Source organism: Neolewinella persica DSM 23188 (assembly GCF_000373105.1).
Classification (GTDB): domain Bacteria; phylum Bacteroidota; class Bacteroidia; order Chitinophagales; family Saprospiraceae; genus Neolewinella; species Neolewinella persica.
Genome location: NZ_KB890415.1, coordinates 46222 through 72127, shown reverse-complemented (window position 1 = coordinate 72127; position 25906 = coordinate 46222). Strand labels below are relative to the sequence as shown.

Below are 25906 nucleotides of genomic sequence, written 5' to 3'. Positions count from 1 at the left end.
TGTGCATGACAAATTGCAAGCGCGCCCCTCCCAATCGACTGATAGCACGTTGGAAAATTCCCATATATTTGTTAAAGCCCTATAGTTACCTCATTGTGCGCACTCTGCTTTGCCCCTACCTGGTCTTATTACTGAGCTGGTCCACCTTTGCTCAGGACCTACCCTGCCGGTTCCGCAACCTTACGGTGACGGATGGCTTATCCAACCCTACCGTCATCAACATCACCCAAGACCAGCGGGGCTACGTCTGGTTGGGGACCAACGATGGAATTAACCGCTACGACGGTATCGGGATGAAGAGCTACTACCCCTCGCGCGCCCACGATCCGGAATCCTCGACGCGGGAATCGCCTATCCTCTATGCCGGAGGGAGCGGCAGCTTATGGTTGGGATACCAACTTGCGGCTGGCAAACTGTTCCGGTACGACGCACGTCAGGACATCTTCAGGGCCTTTGCGCCCAGAGATGATCGACCTGGAGGAGCTATTCCGGACAGCGTGGGCGTAGTGGCGCTGCACGAGGAGGCTGGTGAATACCTGTGGGTAGCGACCAGCGCTGCGGGTTTATTCCGGTATGACCTGCAGACAACCGGCATGGACACGGTCCCCTACCGACATTTTCTAAGCCTTCCCGGAGACACCACTTCCCTGCCCACAAACGCCCTGAGGAAAGGCATCTGCCATGACAATGCCGGTCGGCTATGGCTGGCCACGGAGCAGGGGCTGGTTCGCTACCAGCCCGACAGCCAATCTTTCGTCACTCATCGCTGGAGTAAGCTCCCGGAGGGGAATAATGCTCTTGGCATGGTCAAAGACGAAGCCCGCAACTGTTTGTGGGTAACCACTTTTTATGGCCTGATCCGTTTTGATCCAGCCACCGGTCAGACCAAATTTTATCCTCCGCCTGGGCCGTCATTTAACTTTATGGGGAGCCCGACAATTGATCCGGAAGGACGACTATGGCTCAACGTTGGTAGCTATCCCGCATCGCGACTTTGGGTATTCGACCCGGAAACGGAGCGCTACCGGCGCGCGGTAGCAACCACCGCTAATGGCACTGACCAACTGCCCGGTGCCAATGACCTCTACTGTGATTGGCGCGGGAGAATCTGGTCCGGGGGCTTCCGACGGGGCTTACAGATCATCGATCCCTCCCCGCCAAATGTAAGGCGGGTGGACCTGCAGGGGATGCTCCCCCCAGGTACGGATTTCAACTCCGGCGGCATCACCGCGTTGGTAGGTTCCAAATCCGATCTCATCTTCCTGGGCACGGCGGCCCAAGGGCTCTGGCAATGGGATCGGGCCGCGGAGAAACTCACGCCCGTATCGCTTCCCTTCCTCGCCGGCAGGAATCCTGCGCCGCGCATTTTCGGTTTAGCAACCACGCCCGACGAGCGAGTAATCTACGCTGTCGCCGGGCAGTCCCTGTACCGGGTTCCCCTGGACGGCGGAGCGGTAACAATTATACACCCCTTTATGGATCTACCGGATTACTCCGTGTACCTGACTGTCCGTCGCTTTGGGGAGCACCTGTGGCTGAGTTGCTTCGGCAAGGGAATCTGTACCATCCCGCTGAACGGAAACGGAGACATCAAGCGGTTCTTCAGTGACCCCGTGGAGGCACCGGATGGGCAACCGAATCTTGCCTTCGGTAGCATTACCGATCTTCAGGAAGGCACCCGTCCGGGGCAACTCTGGCTTTCCAGTGTCTTTGCGGGACTGGTGGAGTGGGACGATAACACCAGGAAATTTACGGCCCACCCGATGAGCCGGACGATCCGGCGTTTCTCCGTAGCGGAAGATGGCAAGCTGTGGCTGGCTACCGACGCCGGATTCCTACACTATGACCCACAAAGCGGGGAAATTTTATCCGAACCCAGCCTGGACGAGGACGGACTGCGCTTCCCCCGAGCGCTCGTGGAGGACAAGCGAGGTCTCCTCTGGATTGCCGCCGAAAAAGGCCTTACCGCCGTAGATCCGCTTAGTTCCCACACTAAACACCGCCTCTTTGCTTCGACCTGGCTCGACACGGGGGAAGATTGGTACGCCCACGAAATGTTTGCTTACCGGCACGATGGAACCGGCGAACTGTTCTTCGCTAACGAGCGAGGGCTTTTCGCCGTTCAACCCGCAAAAATCCGGTACGACACTGTGCCACCGGCGATCGTACTACAGGCGGTAACCGTAAATGGTCGCGGGCAACCCTTGCCAGAAACAGCCTCCGAAGTCCTTGCCCTACCCCATTACCAAAACGACCTGACGTTTTCAGTCGCCGCCCTCCACTATAAATCTCCCGAGCGGAACCAACTGCGGTACCGCCTCGGCAACTTCGACGCCGGATGGCGCGTAGCGCTGCCAGGGCAGCCCCTCGAATACCCCAATCTTCCGTCCGGCAATTACCAACTCTCCGTGATCGCCGGTAATTCCGATGGCGCGACCACGCCCCCGCGCGAGGTGGTCTCCCTGCGCATCCGGGAGCCGTGGTACGCGAATGCCTACGCCTACGTCGCTTACCTGGCCTTGTTTCTGGGCCTGGTTTATTACTTTTTCCGGCAGCAGTTAGCCCGCCGGCGAGAGCAAGCCGAGCGGCAGTTCATGGAGGAGCTGGACGTTGCTAAAACCCACTTATTCACTAATATTTCCCACGAGTTCCGAACACCGCTGACGCTTATTCTGGGTGACGGACAGGCCCTCTACGACCAGCTTTCCGGCCGGGCGCGGGAGCGTGCCCAACGGATCCGTAACGGTGGGCAGCGGCTGTTGTGGCTCGTCAATCAACTCCTGGAGCTGGCCCAGGCGGACAGCGGTTTCCTGAAGCTGAAGCCCCGCCTGGCCGACATTCTTCCTTTCCTTCGGTACAACCTGGAGGCCTTCGAATCACTCGCCCAGCCGCGCGACATTGAGCTGCGTTTTCGGGCACGGATGCAGGTGCAGTGGATGGACTTTGACGCAGAGCGGCTCCAGCGGGTCCTCAGCAATCTGCTGGTTAACGCCGTACGGCATGCCCCGGACGGAGGCTGGGTCGAACTAAGCGCTGACCTCTTGGTCACTGCTGAAGACGAGTACCTTCAGATCACTGTACGGGATAACGGCCCCGGCATCCCGCCGGAGGAGCTACCGTTAATTTTCGACCGTTTCCACCGGGCTACCCATAATAAAGGTGGGGCGGGTATCGGCCTGGCCCTGGTGCGGGAAATTGTGCAGCTGATGGGGGGCAGCATCCGGGCGGAGAACGCCCCCGGGGCCGGAGCTGTCTTCACCCTGCTTTTGCCCATCAGCCAGTCCGCTCCTCTGGAGGAGTCCCCTACTTTGGAGGCCATCCCTTTGCCGGCGGATGGGGTAACCGGCCCGGCACCTGCGGCCGCGCCCACCAACCACTCCGTCCTAGTCATCGAAGATAACGATGATTTACGCCGCTTCCTCCGCGCCTGTTTGGCGGATAACTACCAACTTACCATGGCCCGGGACGGAGTTGAAGGGTTGGAGCTGGCCGACGACCAGGAATTCGACCTGATCGTCAGCGACGTGATGATGCCCCGGATGGACGGCTTTACGGTCTGCCAAAGACTGAAAGCGGCACCTTCCACCAGCCATATTCCCGTCATTCTGCTTACGGCCCGGGTTGATCTGGCCTCCCGGCTCGAAGGCTTCTCCCGGGGCGCCGATGCTTACCTTCCCAAACCCTTCGACCCCCGGGAACTACGTACTCGCTGTGAACAGTTACTGCGCCAACGGGATCGTTTACGGACCTACTATCGTGGTCTGCTCGGTACTGCGCCTCCGGATTTAACGGCTCCTCCTCCGGAACAACCCGAAGAGCACGCCTTCATCATCCGCGCCCGGACCGTTGTAGAGGCTCACCTGTCGGACCCCGATTTCAGTGTAGAGGACCTGGCCCGCGAGGTCCACCTCAGTCGGTCCCAGCTACACCGGAAACTGCACCAACTAGTGGACATGCATACCACTCGATTTATTCGTTCAGTCCGTATACAGCAAGCCCGAACCCTACTACGGGAGAGCTCCCTGACGATCGCCGAAATTGCCTACGACTGTGGTTTCCGGGACCCCGATTACTTTTCCCGGGTATTCCGGGAAGAAATCGGGCGCACGCCTTCGGCCTACCGGAACGGGAAATAAAGGCAAGCCAGAACAAAGCTAAATCTTCCGTAAAAGAGCCAAATGCACCAATAATCCGGGTATTTGCAACATACCTCCGGGCGGTCAGGGGAAGGGAGTAAATAATTTTATCCCAGCTTGTCCGGAGAGACAAACACCAACTGATTCACCCATTACAACACCACCCATACCATGCGTTACCTTACCCACTGCCTTTCCTTTGTTTTCTTATTCTGCTTCGCCTGCGAAGTAGCACCTGTTCAGATAACAACACCAGACGACACCGCTGCCGCCTTAGAAGCGGAAGCCAATAAGCTCGAGGCGGAATTCCAAGCCGAGCTGACCGAGCGGAAAAAGGAGGTTACTTCCTTCCCTAAACGCCAAGCCGTAAGCGTCCCCGGCGGCTCCGTGGATGCCCTGGCTGCAGCCATTGCGCAAGCCGGCAGAGGCGGCACCGTAGTACTCGAAAGTGGTGTCCATACTGAATCGGCTACCGTACTCATTCCTCACCAGCTCAAGTTAATCGGGCAAGCCGGGGCGGTACTGGAGGTCACCACCGGCCTGCATAATTTCGCAACGACTTCGCTCGATCCCGCCATACATGTCCTAAACGCTCCACGTACCTACATCACCGGCATCGAGATCCGTCCTACCGGCGTGGCCGGAGGCGTGGGCATCCTGGTGGAGGATAGTCCGCGGACCTACCTCCGGGAAAACCGGATCGACCAGTTCCAGTTCGGGGTATTGCTGGAAGCGAGCGACCGGGTATTTATTATCGGCAATGAGGTGATCGGCACTCCACTCTGGCAGACCAACGAGGCTCCCTTCGCCACCGGGATCCTGACGATGAAGGGGGACCGGGCCGGCGTCTCCGGCAACGACGTCTCTGGATTTTTCATCGGCATCTGGGCCTGTAGCCGCTTCGGCCGGGTGATCGGCAATGAAATGCAAACTAACTTCCTCGGCTTAGTGCTTTGCCGGGCGACGCCGGGCACCTGGAAACTCCCCAGTGGGGAGCTCTCCGGCTCGGACTTTTCAGCCTTCCGTACCCTGGTATTTGGGAACAGTGCGCATGACAACCTTGACGTCAACATCCAAGCGATCGATGGAGCAAATAATAACCTGCTCGTCTTCAACAGTACCGACAATGCCGGCCGGGTTGACTACGAATTCACCATGGAGACCGACCGGTACTCACTGGGTTTTCTCCTGCCGGAGACTTTCAGGAACCGCGCGCTGCTGCCCGCCGGAGATACCTACGTCGATTGCGGCACGGATAACACCATCTGGGGAGGCGAGGAGGTGCCAGCCGATGAGGTAAATTGTTTCTAAGGATTCTCTGCTTCATATTCCCTGCTTATCTGATAGTGGTCCCATCAATACCGTGGGGCCACTACCGGATATGCTACATCCTCCTCATTTACCTCTCAACCTTAACCAATATAGATCATGCGTACGCTATCCTATCTTTTCTTTTTGTGCTGCCTTGCTTGCGGGGTATCCTCCTGTGAAACCGACCGCCTCGTTCCCGTCGATGCTGCGGTGGTAGACCTATCGTCCGTAAGGGCCAAAGTCGATAAGGCGGAAGCCGAATTAGCCGCCGACCGAAAGCAGTTGGAGACCCGGCTTGGGTCTAACCAAAAAGCAGCGGTAGTGACCGTACCGGCGGGTTCCGTCGATGCACTTGCGGCAGCCATCGCAGCAGCTGGCCCCCGAGGAACGGTGCGGCTGGCCAGTGGCCTCCACCGGGAATCGTCCTCTGTGGTCATCCCCTATACCCTCAATCTGCTCGGGCAGGAGGGAGCCGTACTCGAGGTAACCACGACAACTTACCAAATCATTGCCGGCTTTCTTGACCCCGCCCTGCACCTGCGTAATGCGCCCAAGTCGCTCATCGCCGGAATCGACATCCGCCCATCGGGCAGCGTGGGCGGCGTAGCGGTCCTGGTGGAGGACAGCAAACGGTCGATCATTGCGAATAACACCATTACCAACCACCAATTCGGGGTTCTTCTCGAGGGTAGTGACTACGTATCTATCGCAGGCAACCGCTTCATAGCTCAGGCGCTCTACGCGCGCCCGGACACCCCTTTTGCTACAGGCATTGTGACCATGAAAGGCGACCACGCCCGGGTTCGCAACAACACGGTCACTGGTTACCAAGCAGGAATCTGGGCCAGCAGTCGCCACACCCTCGTAGCCAATAATGAATGCTTCGCTAACCTTACGGGCTTTGTCCTTAGCGACGCACCACAGGGGCTATGGCTTTTGCCCAGCGGCGAATTATCGGGGTCTGATGTCGCGGCTACCCAGAGCGTTGTCTTCCGCAATAACTCGTACAACAATCTCGAATTCAACTTCCAATTGCTTGGCGAGGCCAACAATAATTTATTGGTCCTTAACCGCGCCGGCGCTTCCGGCTTATTCGATTATGAACTTGCTGCCGAGACAAATCGGTTCAACCTGGGTTTTCCACTATTGGAAACCTTCGAGAATATCGTACTCGTAAACGAGGAAGACGTCTACCAGGATTGCGGCCGGGGCAATTGGGTGATTGGAGGGATCGCCTTACCAGCGAATGAAGCGAGTTGCCTCTAGATAAGGACGGCAACTTATTGTTGACGGGGTGGTATGGAGATACCGCTGATTTCGACCCGAACCTGGACACTTTCAACCTCATTTCTACGGAGTGGGGTTGGGACTTCTTCCTGGCAAAATACAGCTTTGGACGTCCGGGCAACCTAGCGGCTACCCCAAAACCCCAAACACGATGTACACGCCGAAAAACACCACCCACGTCCCCTGATAAAAGCGGGCGATGGAGGCTTGGTCGGACAAGTCGAGGCGGGAAGAAATAAACCGGTAGCCCGCCAGTAGCACTGTCAGTCCGAGGCCGAGCCATATCCATTCTACCCAGAAACTGTAAGCGGCGGCCAAAAACAGGGTAAGGGTGAGTAACAACCCTCCCCGGGAATAGACCCACTCCCGAGATTGCAGCAAAGTCAGGGTCTTGATACCGTAAGCTTCGTCTCCTTCGGTATCGGGAAGGTCCTTAAACCAGGCAATGATGACGCCGAAAACGAAGATGATCGCGGTCAGCAGCCAAACCGAACTTTGCACCTGCGGCCCCGCCCCTAATGCCGTTCGAAAGTGCAAATACAGCAGCAAATTAACGATCAATCCGCGAACGACAATTATGCAGAACGCTGCCCAGAAATGGTACCGCTTAAGGCGAATGGGTTCTAAGCTGTAAGCCGTGCCGATGGCGAGACTAGACAGGACCGTAGCCATTAACCACGGTCGGTAGATCAGGCACGACACTACCGCTAAAACACCACAAACCCCTACGATCAGCTTACCAGTTTGCATAGTGTAAGCTCCACTCGCAAGTGGCAGGTAAGGCTTATTGATCCGGTCTATCTCCACATCCGTCACTTGGTTCAGGCCGGTGATGTAGACGTTGGCCGCCAGGCAGCTGAACAAACTAAGGCCAAACATCAGCCAGTCATGCGCGCCCACGTGCCGGGACGCCATTAGGTACAGTGCCAACAACGAAAGCGAAGTACCAATCAGCGTATGTGCCCGGCCGAAACGGAGAAAAGTGATCATATTGTAGTAAGTAGTGGGTAGTCAGTAGCGGGTAGCAGGTAGTATGTAGTGCCGTGTATCCTGCGTGACCGAAAAGCTAATATCCCAGTCGCTTTAAAAAATTGAATAAATAAGGTAAGCGCCGTGTGGCTGCCTGTACTTGCGGTAGCATGCATGCAGGCACTACGTACTACCCACTAACTACTGACTCTACTTACTTTTAGTGGCACGCAGTACGCCGTAGCGAATCGCCCCCGTACGGAAGCCCTCTTTCATATATTTCATGGCCCAGGCACCTTTGATGGTACTTGATCCGGCACGGATCAAACCCGGCCAGTTGCGCGGATCGAGCCCGGAATTTATTACAGCGCCCCAAAATGGCTCTACTGCTGCGGACCAATCATCGGTCACCACATCGGTAAATCCCACCTGGGTTGCGGCTTCGCCCAACACCGGGACGCTCACCAGCGGAGGTAAGTGATAAAGGTCACAAATTTTACCTAGTACCCGATGATCATTTTTGGTCAACATTGGAGGCTCCGGACGGTGACACCAAGTTGCCATGATCAATTGCCCGCCCGGATTTAGCAGCCGGTTGAAAAGGTCCATCAAGGCAACTTTGTCCTCCATGTGTTCGGCGCTTTCCATACTCCAGATGAGATCGAAAGGGCCGTCCTCTTCCTCATCTAATGAATAGACGTCCTGAGCACGTATGGCCAGCCGGTCCCCTACCCCGGCCTCCTCATTATACTTTCTTCCATTCTGTGCCTGCACCGGGCTCAGTGTAACCCCTAATCCCAGAGCAGCAGGATACTTCAGCGCCAGGTATCGGCTACTACCACCAACACCGCAACCCGCATCCAGAAACCTTCGAACCCTGGCCGGTGCCTGCCCCCATTCCAGCATGGCCTCAATCATATCAAGCTGAGCCTGCTGATGGCCAACCTTCCGCTTGCCATCCTGGCCGTAAAAGCCATGGTGCATCTGCTCTCCCCACGTATTCAACCACAGGGGTGTGGAAGCGTCATAGAAGTCTTTAATTCGCGTGTTGAGGTTCATGTTGTTGGGTTGTCGAATTGTCGGGTTATCGGGTTGTCGGGTTGTCGGATGGGTAAAACTTGACAACCAGAAAACTCGACAACTTGAAAACCCGATGACGTGAAAACTTGATTATTTCCGGGTAATCCGGTTGACGATGAATATGGCCGCCACAACTCCAACCGCCGCTAAAGCCACCTTCTGGTGCTTGTTCAATGGTTCGGGCTTGGCATCGATACCGCGCAGTGGCGCGGTTATGGAGGCGACCAGAGCCATCGGAATAAAGATGAAACCAGCAGCAGAACCCGCCAGCACGCGGCCGGCCAGCAACATGCCACGGCCGAGGCTCATACCTTCATTAGAAACGGCGACCAGAGATTGCTCTTCCGCCACTGCCTCATAGTGGTTCGGGCTTTTACCTGCTTTTGGTTTACGGCCGACGATGGCGATACCGTAGCGTTCGTTGCGTTGCCACTGTGGCGCTACGTAGGTATAGTCAATGCGGTCAAACCCCGCCGTTTCCATGAAGCGGAAGTAATCTTCTTCTGGCGGAAATAGCATCCAGGTATTGGCGGCAAACTTACTGATCGGATTAACTGGCTCCAGCGGGCCAATCATCAGCGCCCAGCCACCAGGTTTGATGACGCGGTAAGCTTCGTTGAGACCACGCTGAGGATCTGGCCAGTACTCGATGGATCCGGCAGACACGTAGCGATCAAAAGTATCATCGGCAAAAGGAATGTTCTCTGCATCACCAAGTTGGAAGCTACAGCCCGCCAACGCTGGCTTTACTTTGGCGTGCTCCATTTGATGGGGACTTTGATCCACACAGGTTACGTTGCGTGCCGGTACCCGACGTACTATGCCCTCCGTGGTGAATCCTGTGCCTGAGCCAACGTCAATTACGGTCAGGTCATCTCCTTCATCCCAGTAACCTACGTCGAGCGATTTTTCGCGCATCCGCTCTGTCCAGAATAAAGGATTTACCAGCTTATCATAGAAAATAGAAAGATAGCGATAGAACCAATAGGCTTCGCGCTTATGTTGCATTAGACGCATGGAATGAAAATATTTGGTTTAAGGGAGGGGTAAGCTACGAAGAAAGTGTTCAGCGATCAGTATTTTAGGATTCAGAATTCAGGGATCAGCAATTAGGATAAAGGTTTCAAGTCTCAGGATGTACTAACTTGTTTTACTCCTTTGCGCGCTGCGCAGCGGCCTTTTCCGATGGGACTTTTTGACACCTTGCCAGTACCCTTACAGTAGGGCCGTTGGCCCGCCTAGGATGAAAGCCCTGAATTCTGTCCCCTAAATACAGCGGGCCCCACCGTTGCCGATAGAGCCCGCCGTAATTTGATCGTGGACTACGACCGATTCTCCTGACTATTCAGGTACCTGCTTTGGGTCAAGCAAGTCGTAGAACTGGTTGAGCTTAGGCAGCAGGATGATCCGCGTACGGCGGTTAGTGCTACGACCTTCAGCCGTATCGTTGCCAACAAGTGCATTGTACTCACCACGGCCCGAAGCGATCAACCGGTTAGGATCAATGCCGTAGGTGTTTTGCAGCGCTTTAACTACGGAGGTGGAGCGAAGTACGCTGAGGTCCCAGTTGTCTTTGATACAGTTGGTATTGATGCTCACATTGTCCGTGTACCCCTCCACCATCAGGTCGAGGTTAGGTCGGCTCTTAGCAATAGCAGCGATCTTTTCCAGCACTTCACCGGCACGGCTGGTGATCTCGTAGCTGCCACTTTTGTACAGCATTTTATCAGAGAGGTTGATGTAAACAACGGTCTTGTCAACTTTGATGTCTACGTCCTGGTCATTGATGCCATCACGAAGTACGCTTTTCAGGTTAACGGCCAAAGCAAGGTTGATAGAGTCGGCCTTAGATTTAGCGTTTTGCAGCAGGCGAATGTATTTGTCTTTGCCCTCCAGCTGCTTGAGCGTATTGTTGATGTTTTGGTTGGCACCTTGGCTCAATACCGTCAAATCACCTACTTGGGTAACCTGCTGATCACGCTGCTTGCGTAAGTCGGTAATTTGCTCGTCGCGGTTACGGATCTGAGATTCCGCATTTTCCACGCGAGTGATCACCACTGCTTCTCGGCGCTCACACTCAGCGAGGCGTTCGGCATAACGGTTAATTTCCTGGTTGTGCTTGGAAATAGCTTGCTGTTGAGCATCGAGTTTAGCGGCAGTGGAGGCCTGCAACTCATCGTATTGTTTCTTGCTCACACAAGAAGAAAAGCTAACCATCAGGGCTAGACTGACTAAAAATAGGATACGCATAGTTTGGGTGGTTGTTGGTTCTCTGTAAAGTTGTTGGTTAATTATCGGCACGTTTTAATCAGGCCGAATGCTTTAAAAACAGAGGATCAACCGGGATGTTCAATCCATGAATTGTAGCAACAGGCATTAAACGTTAAAATTCTTCTAATTTATTCAACCGGGACAAAGTAAATCGAATGGTGAAAAATTTTCAGGCGCGGACGCTGGTGCAAAATACGGTTACAGACACAGACGGATCAGTCCCGGTACCGTACAACCCGTTGTCTTTCCCTGTTCACCGTCAGCTGGGTAACGTCGGGCCTGCTGTAGTGTCCGGACGGGTCGAAGTTTTGCCGTTCCCGTAGTACCTGGCGGGGGTCGAGCTCAGCAAAGACCAGAGCTTCCTCACCGACAATCGGTTCGATGATCCAGCTGCCGTCGGGTGCAGCTGCGCAGGAGCCGCCGTTGGCTGGCATATCCCCCAGTGTCTTCAGAATCAGTTTACGATGAGGCACGCTTTTGGGCACATCCTTTGGCCGCATAATTCCACTGACGGATACACAGTAGCTCCTGCCTTCCCGGGCTAAGAACCTGGTCAGAATTTCGGTATTCCGGGCGTTCCCTGGCCAGATGGCGAGGTGGAGCGTCTCTCCCTGGCCATAGAGCGCTGCACGTGGTAAGGGCATCCAGTTTTCCCAACAGTTGAGGCCGCCTAGTTGGAAGCCCCCAATCGGAAAAGTCTTCAGGCCATGCCCGTCTCCCGGGCTCCAGACCAACCGCTCCTCGTAGGTTGGCTGCAGTTTTCGGTGTACGTTCTGAATTATGCCATCAGCGTCAATGTACACCAGGGAACAATAAACCGAAGTCCCTCCCCGATCCAGCGGTCTCTCCAATACCCCAACTACAGCAGCAATTCCAAGCTCCCGGCAACTGCTGCAAAGCGGGTCCAGCATCCCTTCTTCAATACAAACTGCTTCAGTAGCGTAGTGCGCGAACAAGTCCTTCTGAACTTCATCATCAAACTTCGCGCCTCCGGTGCCATCCAGCCAAAAGGGATACCCGGGCAGGATGGTCTCTCCGAAGACGACGAGTTCGGCGCCGCCTGCGGCGGCGTCTTCTACCCAGGAGATGATCTTTTTTAGCGTGGCAGCACGATCTAGCCAGATGGGAGCAATTTGGGCGAGGGCAATTTTCATGGTCTAAATGGTGGGGGGCTTGCAGCCCGACTTAAGCAGGAGAGTGTAGCGGCTTTGCCCGATGCTTTAATTAAATTGGTAATGTACTCATAGCCCAATTGGTTGACTTCGACGTGCCGGGAGTTGTTTTTCGCCGTTGGCGAAAGTCGGGTTACAAACCCTCTCCCAAGGCTATCGCACCACCAACTTAGCCTCCGCTACCCGGTCCCGTTCCGACAAACGAACAACATACACCCCCGCAGGAATCCCGACGAGATCAACCCGAACCTTAATCGGATTAAAACCAATCCTTTCCGCTATCCGGCTACTTACGTGGCGCCCCATGACATCAAAGAGGTCCACTCTTGCGCCGGAGCTGAAGACAATGGCATTGGTTTCCAGGACGGCAAAATCTGCAGCAGGATTAGGTGAGACACTGCTGATGGTAAAGTCCTGTAGGTCCGTCCCATCACAAATAAGCGAGAGGGCTCGCTGGGCCTCGGCTACGTCAATCACACCGCCGGTGGAGGTCCGGAATTGCAGCGAAGAGCTTTCGCGGGTGCTGCCCAAAATAACGTCCCGAACCAACAACGCCGCTCCTGCGGGATCGGTTTTCATTTTGTCCAGCAACGCCGGGCAGGGAGTTGCGTACATTAAGGCAATGGCGCCGGTAACGTAGGGGGCCGCCGCACTTGTACTGCCGAAGGAACCGTACCGGTCCGCCGGTATGGTAGAAAAACTCATTTCTCCGGGTGCGCCCAGGTCCACACTCTCCCGGCCAAAACCAGAGGAACGCCACAGCGCGTCGTTCTCCCCCAGGTTAGCGACCCCAATGAGGTAATCTGAAGGACAATCGGTGGGCATATCGCCAAAATCATCGACGTCCCAAGACCGGTTGGCAGTACTTGCCGCCGTAAGAATTCCTACTTGCCCCAATTCGTCGTACAGGCCGCCCCACACTGCGTAGTTGATACAAGTACCTCCTTCGATGCCGAAGCTGGCGTTGGTCGCCACTACCAGCGCGCCTTCAGCGCCATTGCTTTCGTTGTAACGGCGACGCTGCTCTCGGATATATTCGTAGGCTTCGATGATGTGGGCCGTGGTCCGGATGGTGAACAGCATCATTTTTGTGTCCCAGTTGGTCCCGGTCACCCCAATTCCATTGTTGCCCTTGGCGCCCAGCAGACCGATAACCTGGGTGCCGTGGTTGTCTGATGGAAGGTTAGGGTCATCTCCGGTCATGTCCCAGCCATGACGATCGTCCACATAGCCATTATTGTCGTTATCAACCCCATCGTTTGGTACATCGTGCGGATTGATCCACAGGTTTGGTTGAATGTCTTCGTGGGTGATGTCGAAGCCTGCGTCAAGGATGGCGATGACGATGTCTTGATTTTCAATAGTACTGCCGCCGGCGGTTAGGTCCCAGGCATCCCGGTAGCCAGCGCGATCAAAATTGTCCCGCTGCTCATTAAAAGAAGCATCATTGGGATCGGCCCGAAAGGACACTACCTGGTTGAATTCAAGGGCCCGGACGCCCCGGTGGCTGGCCAGTTTTTTTTGGGCGAGGGCGCAGGATGCAGGGTCCGGATAAGTGAGCAGTTCGATGTGCAGTGGCTTAGCCAACCATCGGCGCTGCACCGCCGGGTGGAGGCTGGTCTTTACCGCCGCGTCACCACGCTCCCACCGGACGATGAGTTGTTGATCGGGAGATTGGGCTTCAGCAATACCTGCAAAAGCAATAAAAAGAAAAAGCTGAAGGAGTAACTTACCGAACGACTTCATGGCAAAAGTTTTCTCGCTGACCTGGCGCGGATTGGCTAAGGTACAATGGGAAGGGGCGCTACTTTGCAGGATGGCCGCTAATGGTCGGGTTAATGACGGAAACTTTAGCTTCTTCAGTGGTACTGCCCGATGATCCTGCAGCGTTTTCAGGTCAACCTTGCCGGCATCTTTTGCGACTGGCTTTCCGTCCCACCTTCTCCAAAAACTTCCCCTGCACCCGCGGCCCCGCCCAAAGGAATGAAGGCGAGCATAACGGAAGGGTGACCGAATAGACCACTCCTTTCGCTGCGCTCAATTGCCTTACACCTAAGCAAGCGTAGGGCTGCAAACGGTATTTACGGCAGCAATTCGACCATTCAGACCTCCTCTGATTCATCAATTATTCGTTAGGCTGTCCCGGCTAAAGCAGGCAAGAGAAGCACTCTGAACGACACCTGCAGCAGCTATTTCCTACTTCCTCCATTCTTTCATTCTTACTGCCAAACCATTCCCATCCCGAAATTGTATCGTAGGTTTGCGCCCCGGTGCTAAAACCGATATGCTTATGATCACCGTTATTTCTGGTACCAATCGTTCCAACAGCCGAACACTGCAGATTGCCCGTCACTTTACGGCATTGATCAAAGATTCTGGTGTGGAGGCACAGTTACTAGACCTGGCGAAAATCGATATGGCGCATTATGTCGAGGAGATGTATGACGCTAAAAAAATGTCGCCGGCACTCGTTGTACTACAGAAGCGTTTTATCCTTGACGTGAAGAAAATTGTGTTCATCGTTCCGGAATACAACGGCAGTTTCCCAGGAGTGGTCAAGCTGTTCATCGACGGAATTTCCGTAAATGAATATCCGAAAAACCTGGGGGGCAAACACATTGCCCTGATCGGTGTTTCCTCCGGCAGAGCGGGTAATTTACGGGGTCTTGACCATCTTGCTACCGTGGTGAATCACATGGGCGGCTGGATTTGCCCCAATAAGCTGCCGCTTAGTAATGTAGATACCTTCCTGAACGATGCTGGCGAAATGGTGCATGGCCCAACGGATGAAGCACTTAAAAAACTGGCATCACAACTTATTGCCGCCTAAAACCGTAACCTTATATACTACCCGTTTCACACTATTACATCCCATGGCTAAAAATCTTCTGATTGTCGAGTCGCCGGCTAAAGCGAAAACCATCGAGAAAATTCTCGGAAAAGATTATACCGTAAAGTCTTCCTTCGGTCACGTACGTGACCTGGATAAAGGCGACGGAGCGGTCAACGTTGAAAATGACTTCTCCCCCAAATACGTTGTTTCCCCCGAAAAGCGGAAGGTGGTTAAGGACCTCAAAGCCGCCATGGCTAAAGCTGACGAAGTTTGGCTGGCAACGGATGAAGACCGCGAAGGAGAAGCCATCAGCTGGCACCTTTGTGAAGTCCTCAAACTACCGGTAGCAACCACCAAGCGTATAGTGTTTCGGGAAATCACCGCCCCCGCCATCACCGCTGCGATCAATAATCCAAGATTAGTTGATGTCAACCTGGTCAACGCTCAACAAGCTCGTCGTATACTCGACCGGCTTGTGGGCTATGAGCTCTCTGGTGTGTTGTGGAAAAAGGTAAAATTCGGCCTGAGTGCCGGTCGGGTTCAGAGTGTAACGGTTAAACTCGTGGTGGAACGCGAACGTGAGATCATGGCCTTCGAGCCGAGTCCCTTCTTCCGGGTTAATGCCATCTTCACCGTTCGTAACGAGCAGGGCAAGAACGTATTACTAAAAGCCGAAAGCCCCGTACGTTTTGACGATAAAGCCGGAGCAGAAGGTTTCTTAAAAAAGTGTGTAGGCGCAGAATTCAAGATCAACGACATCGAGGTGAAGCCAACCAAGCGTAAGCCTGCCGCGCCTTTCACCACCTCCACCCTGCAACAAGAAGCCAGTCGCAAACTGTACATGAATCCCGAAAACACGATGCGGGCCGCACAGCGCCTGTACGAAGCGGGACTGATCACCTACATGCGTACCGATAGCATCAGCCTCTCCGAGACGGCGCTGAGCGCCATCGAGAAAGAGGTAAAATCTGCCTTCGGCAATAAGTACAGCCAGGTACGTCGCTTCAAAAGCAAGAAAAAGGACGCTCAGGAGGCGCACGAAGCCATTCGCCCCACCTACATTGACCGCCACACGGTCAACATCGGCGATCGCTACGAGCAGCGACTGTATGAACTGATCTGGAAGCGGACCATCGCCAGCCAAATGGCCGACGCTAAGCTGGAGAAAACGACCGTTAACATTGGCATCTCCACCGTCCCAGACGCAAATCTCCGCGCCCAGGGTGAAGTGTTGAAGTTCGATGGTTTCCTGAAGGTCTACCTGGAGAGCAAAGACGACGATGACGACGACGATGCCCAGGAAGAAGGCATTCTCCCGCCCCTCAGTAAGGGTCAGGTGCTTCCACTAAAGGAAATGACCGCTACAGAACGGTTTACTCGTGCGCCCAGCCGCTATACCCAGGCGAGCCTGATCAAAAAATTGGAGGAACTCGGTATTGGCCGTCCTTCTACCTATGCCCCAACCGTTTCCAAAATCATGGACCCAGCGCGCGGCTATGTAACCAGCGAAACCCGTGAAGGTAAAGACCGGGAGTATGACGTACTCACGCTGAAGAACAACAACGTTACCAGCAAGAAGAAAACCGAGGTGACCGGTGCGGTGAAGAACCGTCTGTTTGCCAGCGACATCGGCCTGGCCGTTTCGGATTTTCTCGACGAGAATTTCGTCGACGTAATGAATTACAACTTCACGGCCGACGTGGAGGAGAAGTTTGACGAAGTAGCCGAAGGACAGATTTCCTGGACGCAGATGCTGAAGGATTTCTACAACCCTTTCCACGAAAAAGTAGAGGATACGACCGAAAACGCGGAGCGGGTTTCCGCAGAACGTATTCTTGGTACGGACCCTGAGACTGGCCGGACGATTCTCGTCCGCCTAAGTCGGAACGGGCCAGTACTCCAGCTTGGTGCTCCGGATGAACTGGCGGAAGACGAAAAACCGAAATACGCCAACCTCCCTCCCGGCATGAGCATGGAGGAGGTCGAAGTCGAGGTTGCCCTGCCATTATTCGCACTCCCCAAAGTTTTGGGCGATATCGAAGGACGGGAAACTGCTGTTGGTATCGGTCGCTTTGGCCCTTACGTCCGTTGGGGCGAAACCTTCATCAGCCTTGACAAAGGAGAAGATCCGCACAGCGTGGAAATTTCCCGGGCCAAGGAACTGATTGCGGCGAAGAAGAAAGCCGATGCTCCGGTGATGACCTACAAAGAACTCGACGTTACGCAAGGAGCTGGTCGCTTTGGCCCTTTCCTCAAGTGGAACGGCATGTTCATCAACATCCCAAAACGCTATGACCCGGACAACCTCAGCAAAGATGATATGATCGAGCTGATCCAGGCAAAGGAAGAGAAGGAAGCCAACCGCTACATTCAACGTTTTACCACCGAGAAAATCGACGTTGAACAAGGCCGTTGGGGGCCATTCATTCGCTTCAAGAAAAAGTCCATCAAGATCCCCAAAAACTCGAAGGGGGAACGGATGACCCGGGAAGAAGCGGCGGAATTGAGCATTGAAGAGGTCAAGAAACTCATCGAGCTCGAAATGCCCGGGGCCTTTAAGGCAAAGAAGAAAGCTGCGCCCAAAAAGAAGAAAAAGGTACCAGCAAAGAAGAAATAGATTGGTGCTATTGGTCTGTTCGTTTTATTGGTCTGTTGGACCGGTACTCTAGCAGACCAACTAAAGCCAACAGACTAACAGACCAATAGACTAACAGACCAATATTACCAAAATGGCTGACGAAAAGAAAAAACCTCAGGGCAACCAGCTCAACATCGAGCTACCCGAAGACATTGCTGAAGGAATTTACAGCAACCTGGCAATCATTGCCCACAGCAACAGCGAGTTTGTGGTGGATTTTGTCCGCATCGTGCCGAATGCTCCTAAGGCGAAGGTCAAAAGCCGGGTCATTCTTACCCCGCAGCACGCTAAGCGCCTGCTCAGTGCTTTGGCAGACAACATCAAGAAGTATGAGAAGCAGTTTGGGCCAATAGGTGAGCCTGCCGGCGGTGGCAATAACGGGCCGAATTTTCCGCCAATGAGCTTTACGCCTACGGCTCAAGCCTAGAGAGTCTTTGAGTTGGCGAGTCACTGAGTTGCTACCGCTGTTACTACTCACTGCGCTACGCTTCTTCGCCTAAGGGGAGTAAGCGAAGCGCATCGCATGGTACTTGCGGGAGAAACTCAGTGATCCGCCAACTCACCAATTCAACTTTTGTGGAAAAGAATTGCCCCAGCATTTCCCTAATTCCGTAACCGTTGTATATTTGCAGCCGCTTAAGACGCTACTTCGGTTATCAGTCGTCTTCCTCCCGCAACTTTCCGTGTACGAACGGCCGTTGCTGGAGCAGCAAAAGCACAAAGGGTCGATTAGCTCAGTTGGTTTAGAGCGTTGCATTGACATTGCAGAGGTCACAGGTTCGAGCCCTGTATCGACCACCCCAAAATTCCCCCTGACGACTTCTTCGGAGGCCGTTATTTAAACATCCATTCGGGATGTGGCGCAGCCCGGTAGCGCACACGCCTGGGGGGCGTGGGGCCGCAAGTTCGAATCTTGTCATCCCGACCACGTTATAAAGGAGTTACGGCGTTTTGCCGTAGCTCCTTTTTTCTTTGGTAGAGGTCTTCTAATCTTCCCAAAAGCTGCGACCACTCCATTGCCTGACCGTCTATTTCCTGGACAGGGCGATGAAATAGTCCAGGAAGGTTTACCAGCCATTGCCGGGCATGTCGTTTTCAGCGCGCAACCTGTTGCTTCCGTGGCAGATTGTATATTTGTCTGTGAACAAAAGACTGATGGACAAAAAAATTACGCTCAGCTCACTTACATATTTTGCTATCTGGTGGTTGAATTCATGATTATTCAAACATTTAGCACCCCTAGTGTACTGCTGAACGAATGGATAATAGTTCAGCATAACCGCAGCAACGGTAGGCTTTCAGGCAGGATCACCGCCAGGCAGCAGCGAAGCTCACTTCAGCGCCGCGATGGCAAATTGGATGGTCGAATACATATGAAGTCGACCACTAATTCCAACTACCCGACGGTATGAGAATAACGACTATTTACCTTTTCATCTCATTAATTATAGCTTGCACGTGGACATGGAGTTGTCAAAATAAAACTGACCTGACAGCACCTGTCCTTACACAAAAGGAAGAAGTAGATAGCCTAATTAAATATGCCATTGACCTGCGGGCCTCTTCTCCGGATTCTACCGTTACCTTATGCGACCGTATTATCCAGTCGTCCAAAGAAATCGACTACCCAGAAGGTGAAATCAAAGGATTCTTCAACAAAGCAGCGGCATACTTTCTCTTGAGTAAAGACGGTCTGGCGGAGGACAACTGTCAAATTGTATTAGAGAAATTGAAAATTCTTTCCCCAGTTGATTCTTCGTTTTATCATAAACTTACTGGCAGTACCTATATTTTGCAAGGTATTCTGGAACGGCGGAAGGGAGATTACGCAAATACTTTAACGCTGGAACTGAAGGCCTTGGTCCATTTCGAAAGGATAAAAGATTCGATAAACATTGCTACTTCGTATGCCAATATTTCGGAAAGTTTCAGATTTATCAAAAATTTTGAACAAGCGCTTTTATACAGTGAGAAAGCGGAGGATCTTATGGTAAAGGCAGGCAGATCTGAAGGTATTCCGGGTATTTTGCTTAACCGCGGCAACCTCTTTTTTGATCAGGAACAGTATACGCTTGCCTTAGAGTTTTATGAGACTGCGCAAGACAAAGCGAAGGAAGCCGGAGATTATAGAACTATCATCACTGCTATTAATAACATTGGAGCCTCTCACGAAAGATTAGGAAGCTTTGAGATAGGTTTAAACTATTACCTGAGGGCCCTGGAAATGTATCAGGAGGAAAAAGATAATTGGGGGGAAGCCAATACGTTAGCAAACATAAGTATGGTTTACTTTACGATGGGGCAATTCGAAAGGGCTGAGGATTTGGCCAGCCAGGCACTTAAAATCTCAAAGGAACATTCCTTTTTAGAGACAGAGCAATTCAGCACGGAAAATTTATCGGAAATTTTTGAAAGTAAAGGTGAGTACAGCCGTAGTTTAGCACTAAGGAAGCAGGCCCAGGTACTTCAAGATAGTTTATATAATCAACAGAAATTTGAAACTGTCAATCGCTTGGAAAAACAGTTTAATGAAGAAAAGTCAAAGCGGGTAATTGCTCAAAAAGATAAAGCCCTTTTAGAAACGGAGCTTCAAACTTTACGACTGCGAAACATCGCAATTACGCTAGGGGTGTTTTTTCTGATTGTTCTTTTAAGTGCCTGGGTGTTTTATCAAAGAGCCAGGTTTCGAAAAGAAAAGAATCGGCAATTATTGCTTAAAAACACTATTATCCAGGATCAAAATGAAGACCTGGAATTATTAGTAAATGCTTACGAATCACAAAGGGAAAAATCCATCACGCTCGGAAACCATAACATCCTCCTGGAACAGATTATTTATATTCGGTATCAAAACAGGATTTCCTATATTTTCTTAAAGGACCAAACGATTATCGAACAACGGGGCCAACTCTCTCAACTGATGGCTGAACTGAGTTACAAGTCACACTTCCATTTTTCCCAGATCAACCAAAACTACATCGTTCACTTCAAAAATGTCGAGGTAGAATACAATGACGATGCCGAAGACCGGTATTATTTTACTACTTATTTACCCAATGACCAAGACGAGTACAGGGACGAAGAGGTGATTAAAACCAGAAAACGATCAGGAATCACTAAGAATTTTGAACGTGAATACCAAAGATACATAAGACTAAATAATATATTAACTTAGCTTCGACGATCACTATTTAAACATCGGCCCTACCGCTGAGGATCAGTACTGACCAATTATTTCATCCTTGCGTAGGTGTGTCTATGCTTTTCAACCTCCCCCGCACCTGCGTCCCCGCCCTCCTTATTACCAGGATAATGTTCAGGCGCGGACGCGGGTGCCATGGTTTGGGACGCGGAAGCAAAGCGGAATTAAGTGCTCTCTTCTGTCTCTCGGTGTGGTGCATCTAGAGATAGCCAAGACGCCGCTAAGCAATGATTCATGGCTAAGATGGTTCGGACCAGTTCGCTTAGGTGGTCAAAACAATCCAGTGAAAATGGTCGCTTCGAAAGCTATTTGCTGGCGAAGTGTGTCGCCAAAAGATGGTGCAAATTACCTCGGAACCTGACTTTTTCGAACCACCACCTTCCTTCCCTGCAGGCAGAATTAGTGAAGGACAAGTATGCCTAGCTCCCTTAAATCAATGTTTCTGACGCTGTACCACCCGAAGGAGGTATTTACCATAAACACCTATATATCAACACGTTGTGCAAAAACGGAATATTCCGCAACCCTTAAGACTGAGCATACTCAAGTTCTTGCCCTGTGTTTTCCTAAGTTTACATTATACTCAAAACAACCAGAACTAAACTTAAGCATCTTTCCAATCTAAAATGCTTTCAACCCTGGATGTTGGCAGGATCCTGTTAGGGCTGGAGCTAACATCAATAACGCCTTGCAATCGTGCGATTCGGTACATCCAGACTAGGACTTCAGAAGTCCTTCCCTAATCAACTCTTGTCTTATTTGCTTAAACAGCAACCTCAAAATTAACCCTGTACTATGAAAGGAATAGTCACTACTCTTTTTCTGCTTTTATTTTCAGCCAATATAATTGCCCAAGTAGGGGTGTTGGACTCATCCTTTGCCGATGATGGAATTTTCAGTTGGGACATCGATGGTGGGCATGATCTGGTCTCAGCCATGGATTTTCAAGATGATGGGAAAATGGTTTTTGTTTTGTCCACTGACCTCTCAACGGTTAGTAATTTCGATGTTGCCATTGTCCGCCTCAATGTAGACGGCACTATTGATTCTACTTTCGCTGTAAATGGGATTCACCACCATGTCAATCCCCTTTACAGTGATCTTGCCTATGATATTCTGGTCTTAGATGATGGCAAAATATTAGCGGCGGGAGGACACGGTTCCTCTCGCGTTAATCCAGATTTTTTACTTATAAAGCTAAATTCGGATGGGACACCAGACACCACATTTGGCACAAATGGAGTAGCCATTCAACCAATTGGCCCAGAAGAAGATTATGCTCGTGGCATTGCTATAACAGACGAAGGGAAAATTGTAGTTGCTGGCCAAAGCCAAAGTGAAGAGTCTGATTTTTTCAGAAGGAATGTAGTTTGCAGGTTCAATGAAAATGGAGTTATAGATTCCACCTTTTCAGATAATGGCATTTTCATTTGGAATGACAATGGGACCGCAAATGGAATGGAAAATATCGCGATTGCGGATGATGGAAACATCCTGGTAAGTGGATTTAGTCACCCATCAGCAGCTGACCGCCTTTCTATTTACAAAATCCTGGAAGATGGAAGTTCACTAGATTCTTCATTTGCTACTAATGGAGAAGTATTAGCTCCTTTTGGAGATAGAGCAGAAGGAATGATCATTCACTCAAGTGGTAAGATACTGGTGACGGGAACTAATGCCCAAGTCAACGGTACGGACCTCATTGTATTAGCTTACCACCAGGATGGAACCCCTGATTTCAGCTTTGGTCGAGACGGAGCTTTTGTTCTTGACGTAAATGTGAACGACAGAGGCCGCTCTTTGATTGAGCAACCCGGTGGGAGAATAATCGCCGTAGGTTCTTCAGGAGGTGCATTCCAAATGGGCGATCCTGGCGGATTTCTATCGGTCAGAATAGATTCAATGGGTGTTTTGGACACCGCTTGGGGTGAACAAGGTTATGTGGTTACTCCAATTCCAACGGGCTTAGGGTCTTTGGCTAATGATGTGAAGATTCAAAGTGATGGAAAGGTTGTACTTGCCGGTGCGTGGGCTGGTATTTCAGGTAATGACATGTTGGTTATGCGGTATGGAAACCTAATAGACGAAGACATGGACGGCTTTGACTTTGTCGCTGATTGTGACGATACTAATGCGAACATTAATCCTGATGCGATCGAAATTCCGGATAATGGAATAGATGAGGATTGTAGAGAAGGAGACTCGGTAACAAGTCTTGATGAATCAGTTTTAGCCAGCCAGATTAAGGTATTCCCTAATCCATCATCTGAGTTTATTCATATTGACTTCGGAACTGAAGGTATCGTTCCTTTTCGTATTGAAATACGTGATTATGCTGGAAAGGTCATTAAACACTTAAAAATAGATTCGGTGTTCAGCAACCAAAACCTGAGCATTAATATCCATGACTTACCTGCAGGAATTTTCCTGATTACCTTTTTCACAAATGAAGGAGTAGCTGCTAAAAGAATGATTAAAATTTAATTGATTATGAATTTCCTTCATAAAACAATTCTACTTGTGGCAGCAACATTCGCAGTAGTCAATACTGCAAATACGCAAAACCTTATTCCCGACCCTGGTTTTGAGTTATGGAACGTTGTTTATCCTGCCACACCGAATACCCTTAGCTCCTTAAATTATTGGTATAACTCTAATGGTACATCAGATTACCATCATCAACAGCACCCTCCTGGCAGCAACTTAACAAGCCTTGAAGATTGTCCTACGGGAGAAGGAAATTCAGAGTGTGGCACTCCCTACGAAGGGCAAGGAGTATTGGGATGCTGGAAAGGCAATGGAGCTGATGGCTCCAGAGAATGGGCGGGAATAAAACTCTCCGAGCCGATGGTTGCCGGAGGATGTTACAAAATATCATTTTGGGTCCAAAACAAAAAGGACGATCCTGACAATGAATTTAAAACCAATCAATGGGGCCTGTTTTTCGATCACGATCGCATCCCGTTTTTCAGCCCGGATATTGCTAACTACGCCGCGATGTCAGACCACTGGGTAGCCTGTGAAGAAGTAATCGCTGGAAGTGAGTGGACAAAAGTAGAACTTGAATACCAGGCAAGTGAAGATTTTGAATATGCCCATATAGGTTATATGGGAGATTATGCTACCGCAAATTATTCCATCGCAGGCGACGATCCTCTTCTTGGTTTCTATGTGTGGATTGATGAAGTCATCATTACCCGTATTGACCCGCAACTTACCCTGAATGAAGACATTTCGATTTGCAGGGGAGAAACTGTGACGCTTGAAGCCATTTCAAATTTCCCCATATACTGGGAAGATGATAATAGTGCAGGAAATAGTAGGATCCTTAGCCCGGACACTACAACAATTTACTATGTCCGCACACTAGACAGCACACTTTGCTCCATCAGGGATTCTATTATTGTAACTATTATTGACGAAGAGATTTTTGACTTTGTAGGGCAAAGTATTTGTGTGGGAGCAGATCCTTTGATACTGGAGCCCAATATAGCAAGTGGAACATGGAGTGGACAAGGGATTATTGATGCTTCAGAAGGACTTTTCGATCCTGACTTAGCGGGGGCTGGAGAATTTTTTATCACTTATAAATCAGATGCAGATTGTAGCGAAAATTTCACTATCAAGGTTGAAGTCAGCCCTGCGCCGGTCATTGACCTTGAAGCTGATTTTCTCGAAGGTTGTGCTCCATTAGAAGTTCAATTTAATGATCTGAGTCCTACGCCTGGCATTGCCTATCAATGGAATTTTGGAAATGGTACGGTCAGCGATGGCTTCTTAAACGCTACAACATCTTATGATGAAGCAGGAGAGTATGATGTGAGTTTAGAAGTTGTTTTTTCTGAAAACTGCAAAAACACTTTCTATGCTCAAAACCTAATCAGCGTTTTTGATCCTCCTGAAGCTAATTTCACTTACAGCCCTTTTGTACCTTCTAATATTATGCCAACGGTCCATTTTGAAAATACTACAGTGGGAGACGTTGAAGAGGTGATATGGAATTTTGGAAATGGGGAGATAAGTAGTTCATTTAATTCCGTGACAACCTTTGATTTACCAGGGATATATGACGTCCAACTTTTGGTCACTTCTTCAAACAACTGTATTGACTCAACGACGTATCAAGTCTCAGTAAACAACCTGGTCAATATGTATATACCGAATGCATTTTCTCCAAATGGAGATGGTATCAATGACAAGTTTGAGGTTGATGCAATCGGTCAAATCCTGGAGTATGAAATTATCATTTTTGACCGATGGGGAGGAGTTGTATATGAAAGTGACAACATAGACGGCTCCTGGAACGGTAACCTGCCTGGAGGTGAGATAAGCGCTACGGGAGTTTATGCCTACCTGATCAAATTTGTTCATCAAGGATTAGATAGCGACTTGATTATAAACGAAAAAAGAACCGGAGACCTAACAATTTTTAGATAATAAATAATTCTTGATCCGTAATCGCTGCGCTTAACCAAAAGAGCCACTAAATCTATTCAACACTCACTTAAAAATCAAGTATGTAAAAATGCTTGCTAAATATCATTTTATGAAAAACATCACCTTTTTGTCTTTTCTTCTCTTAGCATCGTTTACGACGATGCTCGGACAAACTGCAACGATACAAGTCCAAGATGGAACTGCTACTGCAATTACAGGTGCTTCCGTAACCCTCAACTCAACAACAGTTCTCACCGATGGTAATGGAGATGCCGTATTTTCCGGATTAGCCGATGGGACTTATCCTTTCACCGTTACCGCTGATTGCTATGAGGCCGGTTCTGGATCCGTGGATATTGCCGGGGCTAATGCTTCAGAAACTGCGGTATTGCCCTTAAGCACCACCAACGACCTGTTCATCAACCTGACACCTCCGGGCGGCATTGGCTTCCCACCGACCGGCGTAACCGTGCGCCTCTACAACGACGACCTGTCCTACGACCAGACCCTGGTCACCGGCGGCTTTACTGCTTTCACCGACGTCCCCTACGGCACCTACAACTATACCCT

General features: G+C 51.1%; 17 protein-coding genes and 2 tRNA genes. 13 read left to right on the top strand and 6 right to left on the bottom strand.

The window, feature by feature from the left end; all coding sequences use genetic code 11:
- Positions 1-68: 68 nt before the first annotated feature.
- The 3 genes from B036_RS0103220 to B036_RS0103210 all read left to right on the top strand — a co-directional run bounded on the left by B036_RS0103220 (position 69) and on the right by B036_RS0103210 (position 6713).
- Positions 69-4136: a hybrid sensor histidine kinase/response regulator transcription factor gene (locus B036_RS0103220; protein WP_026231639.1), complete on the top strand. Its 4068-nt coding sequence runs from the start codon at positions 69-71 to the stop codon at positions 4134-4136.
- A gap of 171 nt (positions 4137-4307) precedes the next feature.
- Positions 4308-5447: a right-handed parallel beta-helix repeat-containing protein gene (locus B036_RS0103215; RefSeq protein WP_020567244.1), complete on the top strand. Its 1140-nt coding sequence runs from the start codon at positions 4308-4310 to the stop codon at positions 5445-5447.
- Positions 5448-5564: 117 nt separating this feature from the next.
- Positions 5565-6713 (top strand): right-handed parallel beta-helix repeat-containing protein, encoded by a 1149-nt coding sequence (locus B036_RS0103210; RefSeq protein WP_020567243.1) that lies wholly within the window; start codon positions 5565-5567, stop codon positions 6711-6713.
- A gap of 150 nt (positions 6714-6863) precedes the next feature.
- On the opposite strand, the gene B036_RS27885 is transcribed toward B036_RS0103210, so the two are convergent.
- The 6 genes from B036_RS27885 to B036_RS31590 all read right to left on the bottom strand — a co-directional run bounded on the left by B036_RS27885 (position 6864) and on the right by B036_RS31590 (position 13972).
- On the bottom strand, positions 6864-7724 hold the full coding sequence (locus B036_RS27885; protein WP_020567242.1) for a homogentisate phytyltransferase: 861 nt from the start codon (positions 7722-7724) through the stop codon (positions 6864-6866).
- Between the two features lie 189 nt (positions 7725-7913).
- The gene (locus B036_RS0103200) at positions 7914-8762 is read right to left on the bottom strand and encodes a methyltransferase domain-containing protein (RefSeq protein WP_020567241.1); all 849 of its coding nucleotides are present in this window, start codon (positions 8760-8762) and stop codon (positions 7914-7916) included.
- Positions 8763-8873: 111 nt separating this feature from the next.
- A complete protein-coding gene (locus tag B036_RS27880) occupies positions 8874-9800 on the bottom strand; it encodes a methyltransferase domain-containing protein (RefSeq protein WP_083926115.1) in 927 nt (308 codons plus the stop codon).
- 324 nt (positions 9801-10124) lie between these two features.
- The gene (locus B036_RS0103190) at positions 10125-11033 is read right to left on the bottom strand and encodes an OmpA/MotB family protein (protein WP_020567239.1); all 909 of its coding nucleotides are present in this window, start codon (positions 11031-11033) and stop codon (positions 10125-10127) included.
- A 236-nt stretch (positions 11034-11269) separates the two neighbouring features.
- Complete coding sequence (locus B036_RS0103185) at positions 11270-12208, bottom strand: carbon-nitrogen hydrolase family protein (RefSeq protein ID WP_020567238.1); 939 nt, start codon at positions 12206-12208, stop codon at positions 11270-11272.
- Positions 12209-12379: 171 nt separating this feature from the next.
- Positions 12380-13972, bottom strand: a complete 1593-nt coding sequence (locus B036_RS31590) for a S8 family peptidase (protein ID WP_020567237.1) — start codon at positions 13970-13972, stop codon at positions 12380-12382.
- Here B036_RS31590 and B036_RS34415 point away from each other — a divergent pair.
- From B036_RS34415 to B036_RS33870, 10 genes are all read left to right on the top strand, one after another.
- Positions 13971-14105: a hypothetical protein gene (locus tag B036_RS34415; protein WP_020567236.1), complete on the top strand. Its 135-nt coding sequence runs from the start codon at positions 13971-13973 to the stop codon at positions 14103-14105. The genes B036_RS31590 and B036_RS34415 overlap by 2 nt on opposite strands.
- 411 nt (positions 14106-14516) lie before the next feature.
- A complete protein-coding gene (locus B036_RS27870; protein WP_020567234.1) occupies positions 14517-15056 on the top strand; it encodes an NADPH-dependent FMN reductase in 540 nt (179 codons plus the stop codon).
- Between the two features lie 43 nt (positions 15057-15099).
- Entirely contained in the window at positions 15100-17676 is a 2577-nt protein-coding gene (gene topA, locus B036_RS0103160; protein ID WP_020567233.1) for a type I DNA topoisomerase, read from the top strand.
- Positions 17677-17788: 112 nt separating this feature from the next.
- Complete coding sequence (locus B036_RS0103155) at positions 17789-18124, top strand: DUF3467 domain-containing protein (RefSeq protein WP_020567232.1); 336 nt, start codon at positions 17789-17791, stop codon at positions 18122-18124.
- Positions 18125-18420: 296 nt separating this feature from the next.
- A tRNA-Val gene (locus B036_RS0103150) sits at positions 18421-18495 on the top strand.
- Between the two features lie 53 nt (positions 18496-18548).
- Positions 18549-18625 (top strand) — tRNA-Pro (locus B036_RS0103145).
- A 480-nt stretch (positions 18626-19105) separates the two neighbouring features.
- Positions 19106-20872 carry a tetratricopeptide repeat protein gene (locus B036_RS0103135; RefSeq protein ID WP_020567231.1) on the top strand — a complete coding sequence of 589 codons (1767 nt, stop codon included), beginning with the start codon at positions 19106-19108 and terminating at the stop codon, positions 20870-20872.
- Positions 20873-21694: 822 nt separating this feature from the next.
- Positions 21695-23383: a T9SS type A sorting domain-containing protein gene (locus tag B036_RS0103130; protein ID WP_020567230.1), complete on the top strand. Its 1689-nt coding sequence runs from the start codon at positions 21695-21697 to the stop codon at positions 23381-23383.
- 6 nt (positions 23384-23389) lie between these two features.
- The gene (locus B036_RS0103120; RefSeq protein ID WP_020567229.1) at positions 23390-25336 is read left to right on the top strand and encodes a T9SS type B sorting domain-containing protein; all 1947 of its coding nucleotides are present in this window, start codon (positions 23390-23392) and stop codon (positions 25334-25336) included.
- 109 nt (positions 25337-25445) lie between these two features.
- Positions 25446-25906, top strand: a 461-nt coding sequence (locus tag B036_RS33870) for a peptidase associated/transthyretin-like domain-containing protein (protein ID WP_169435028.1), incomplete at its 3' end; no start/stop codon positions are given.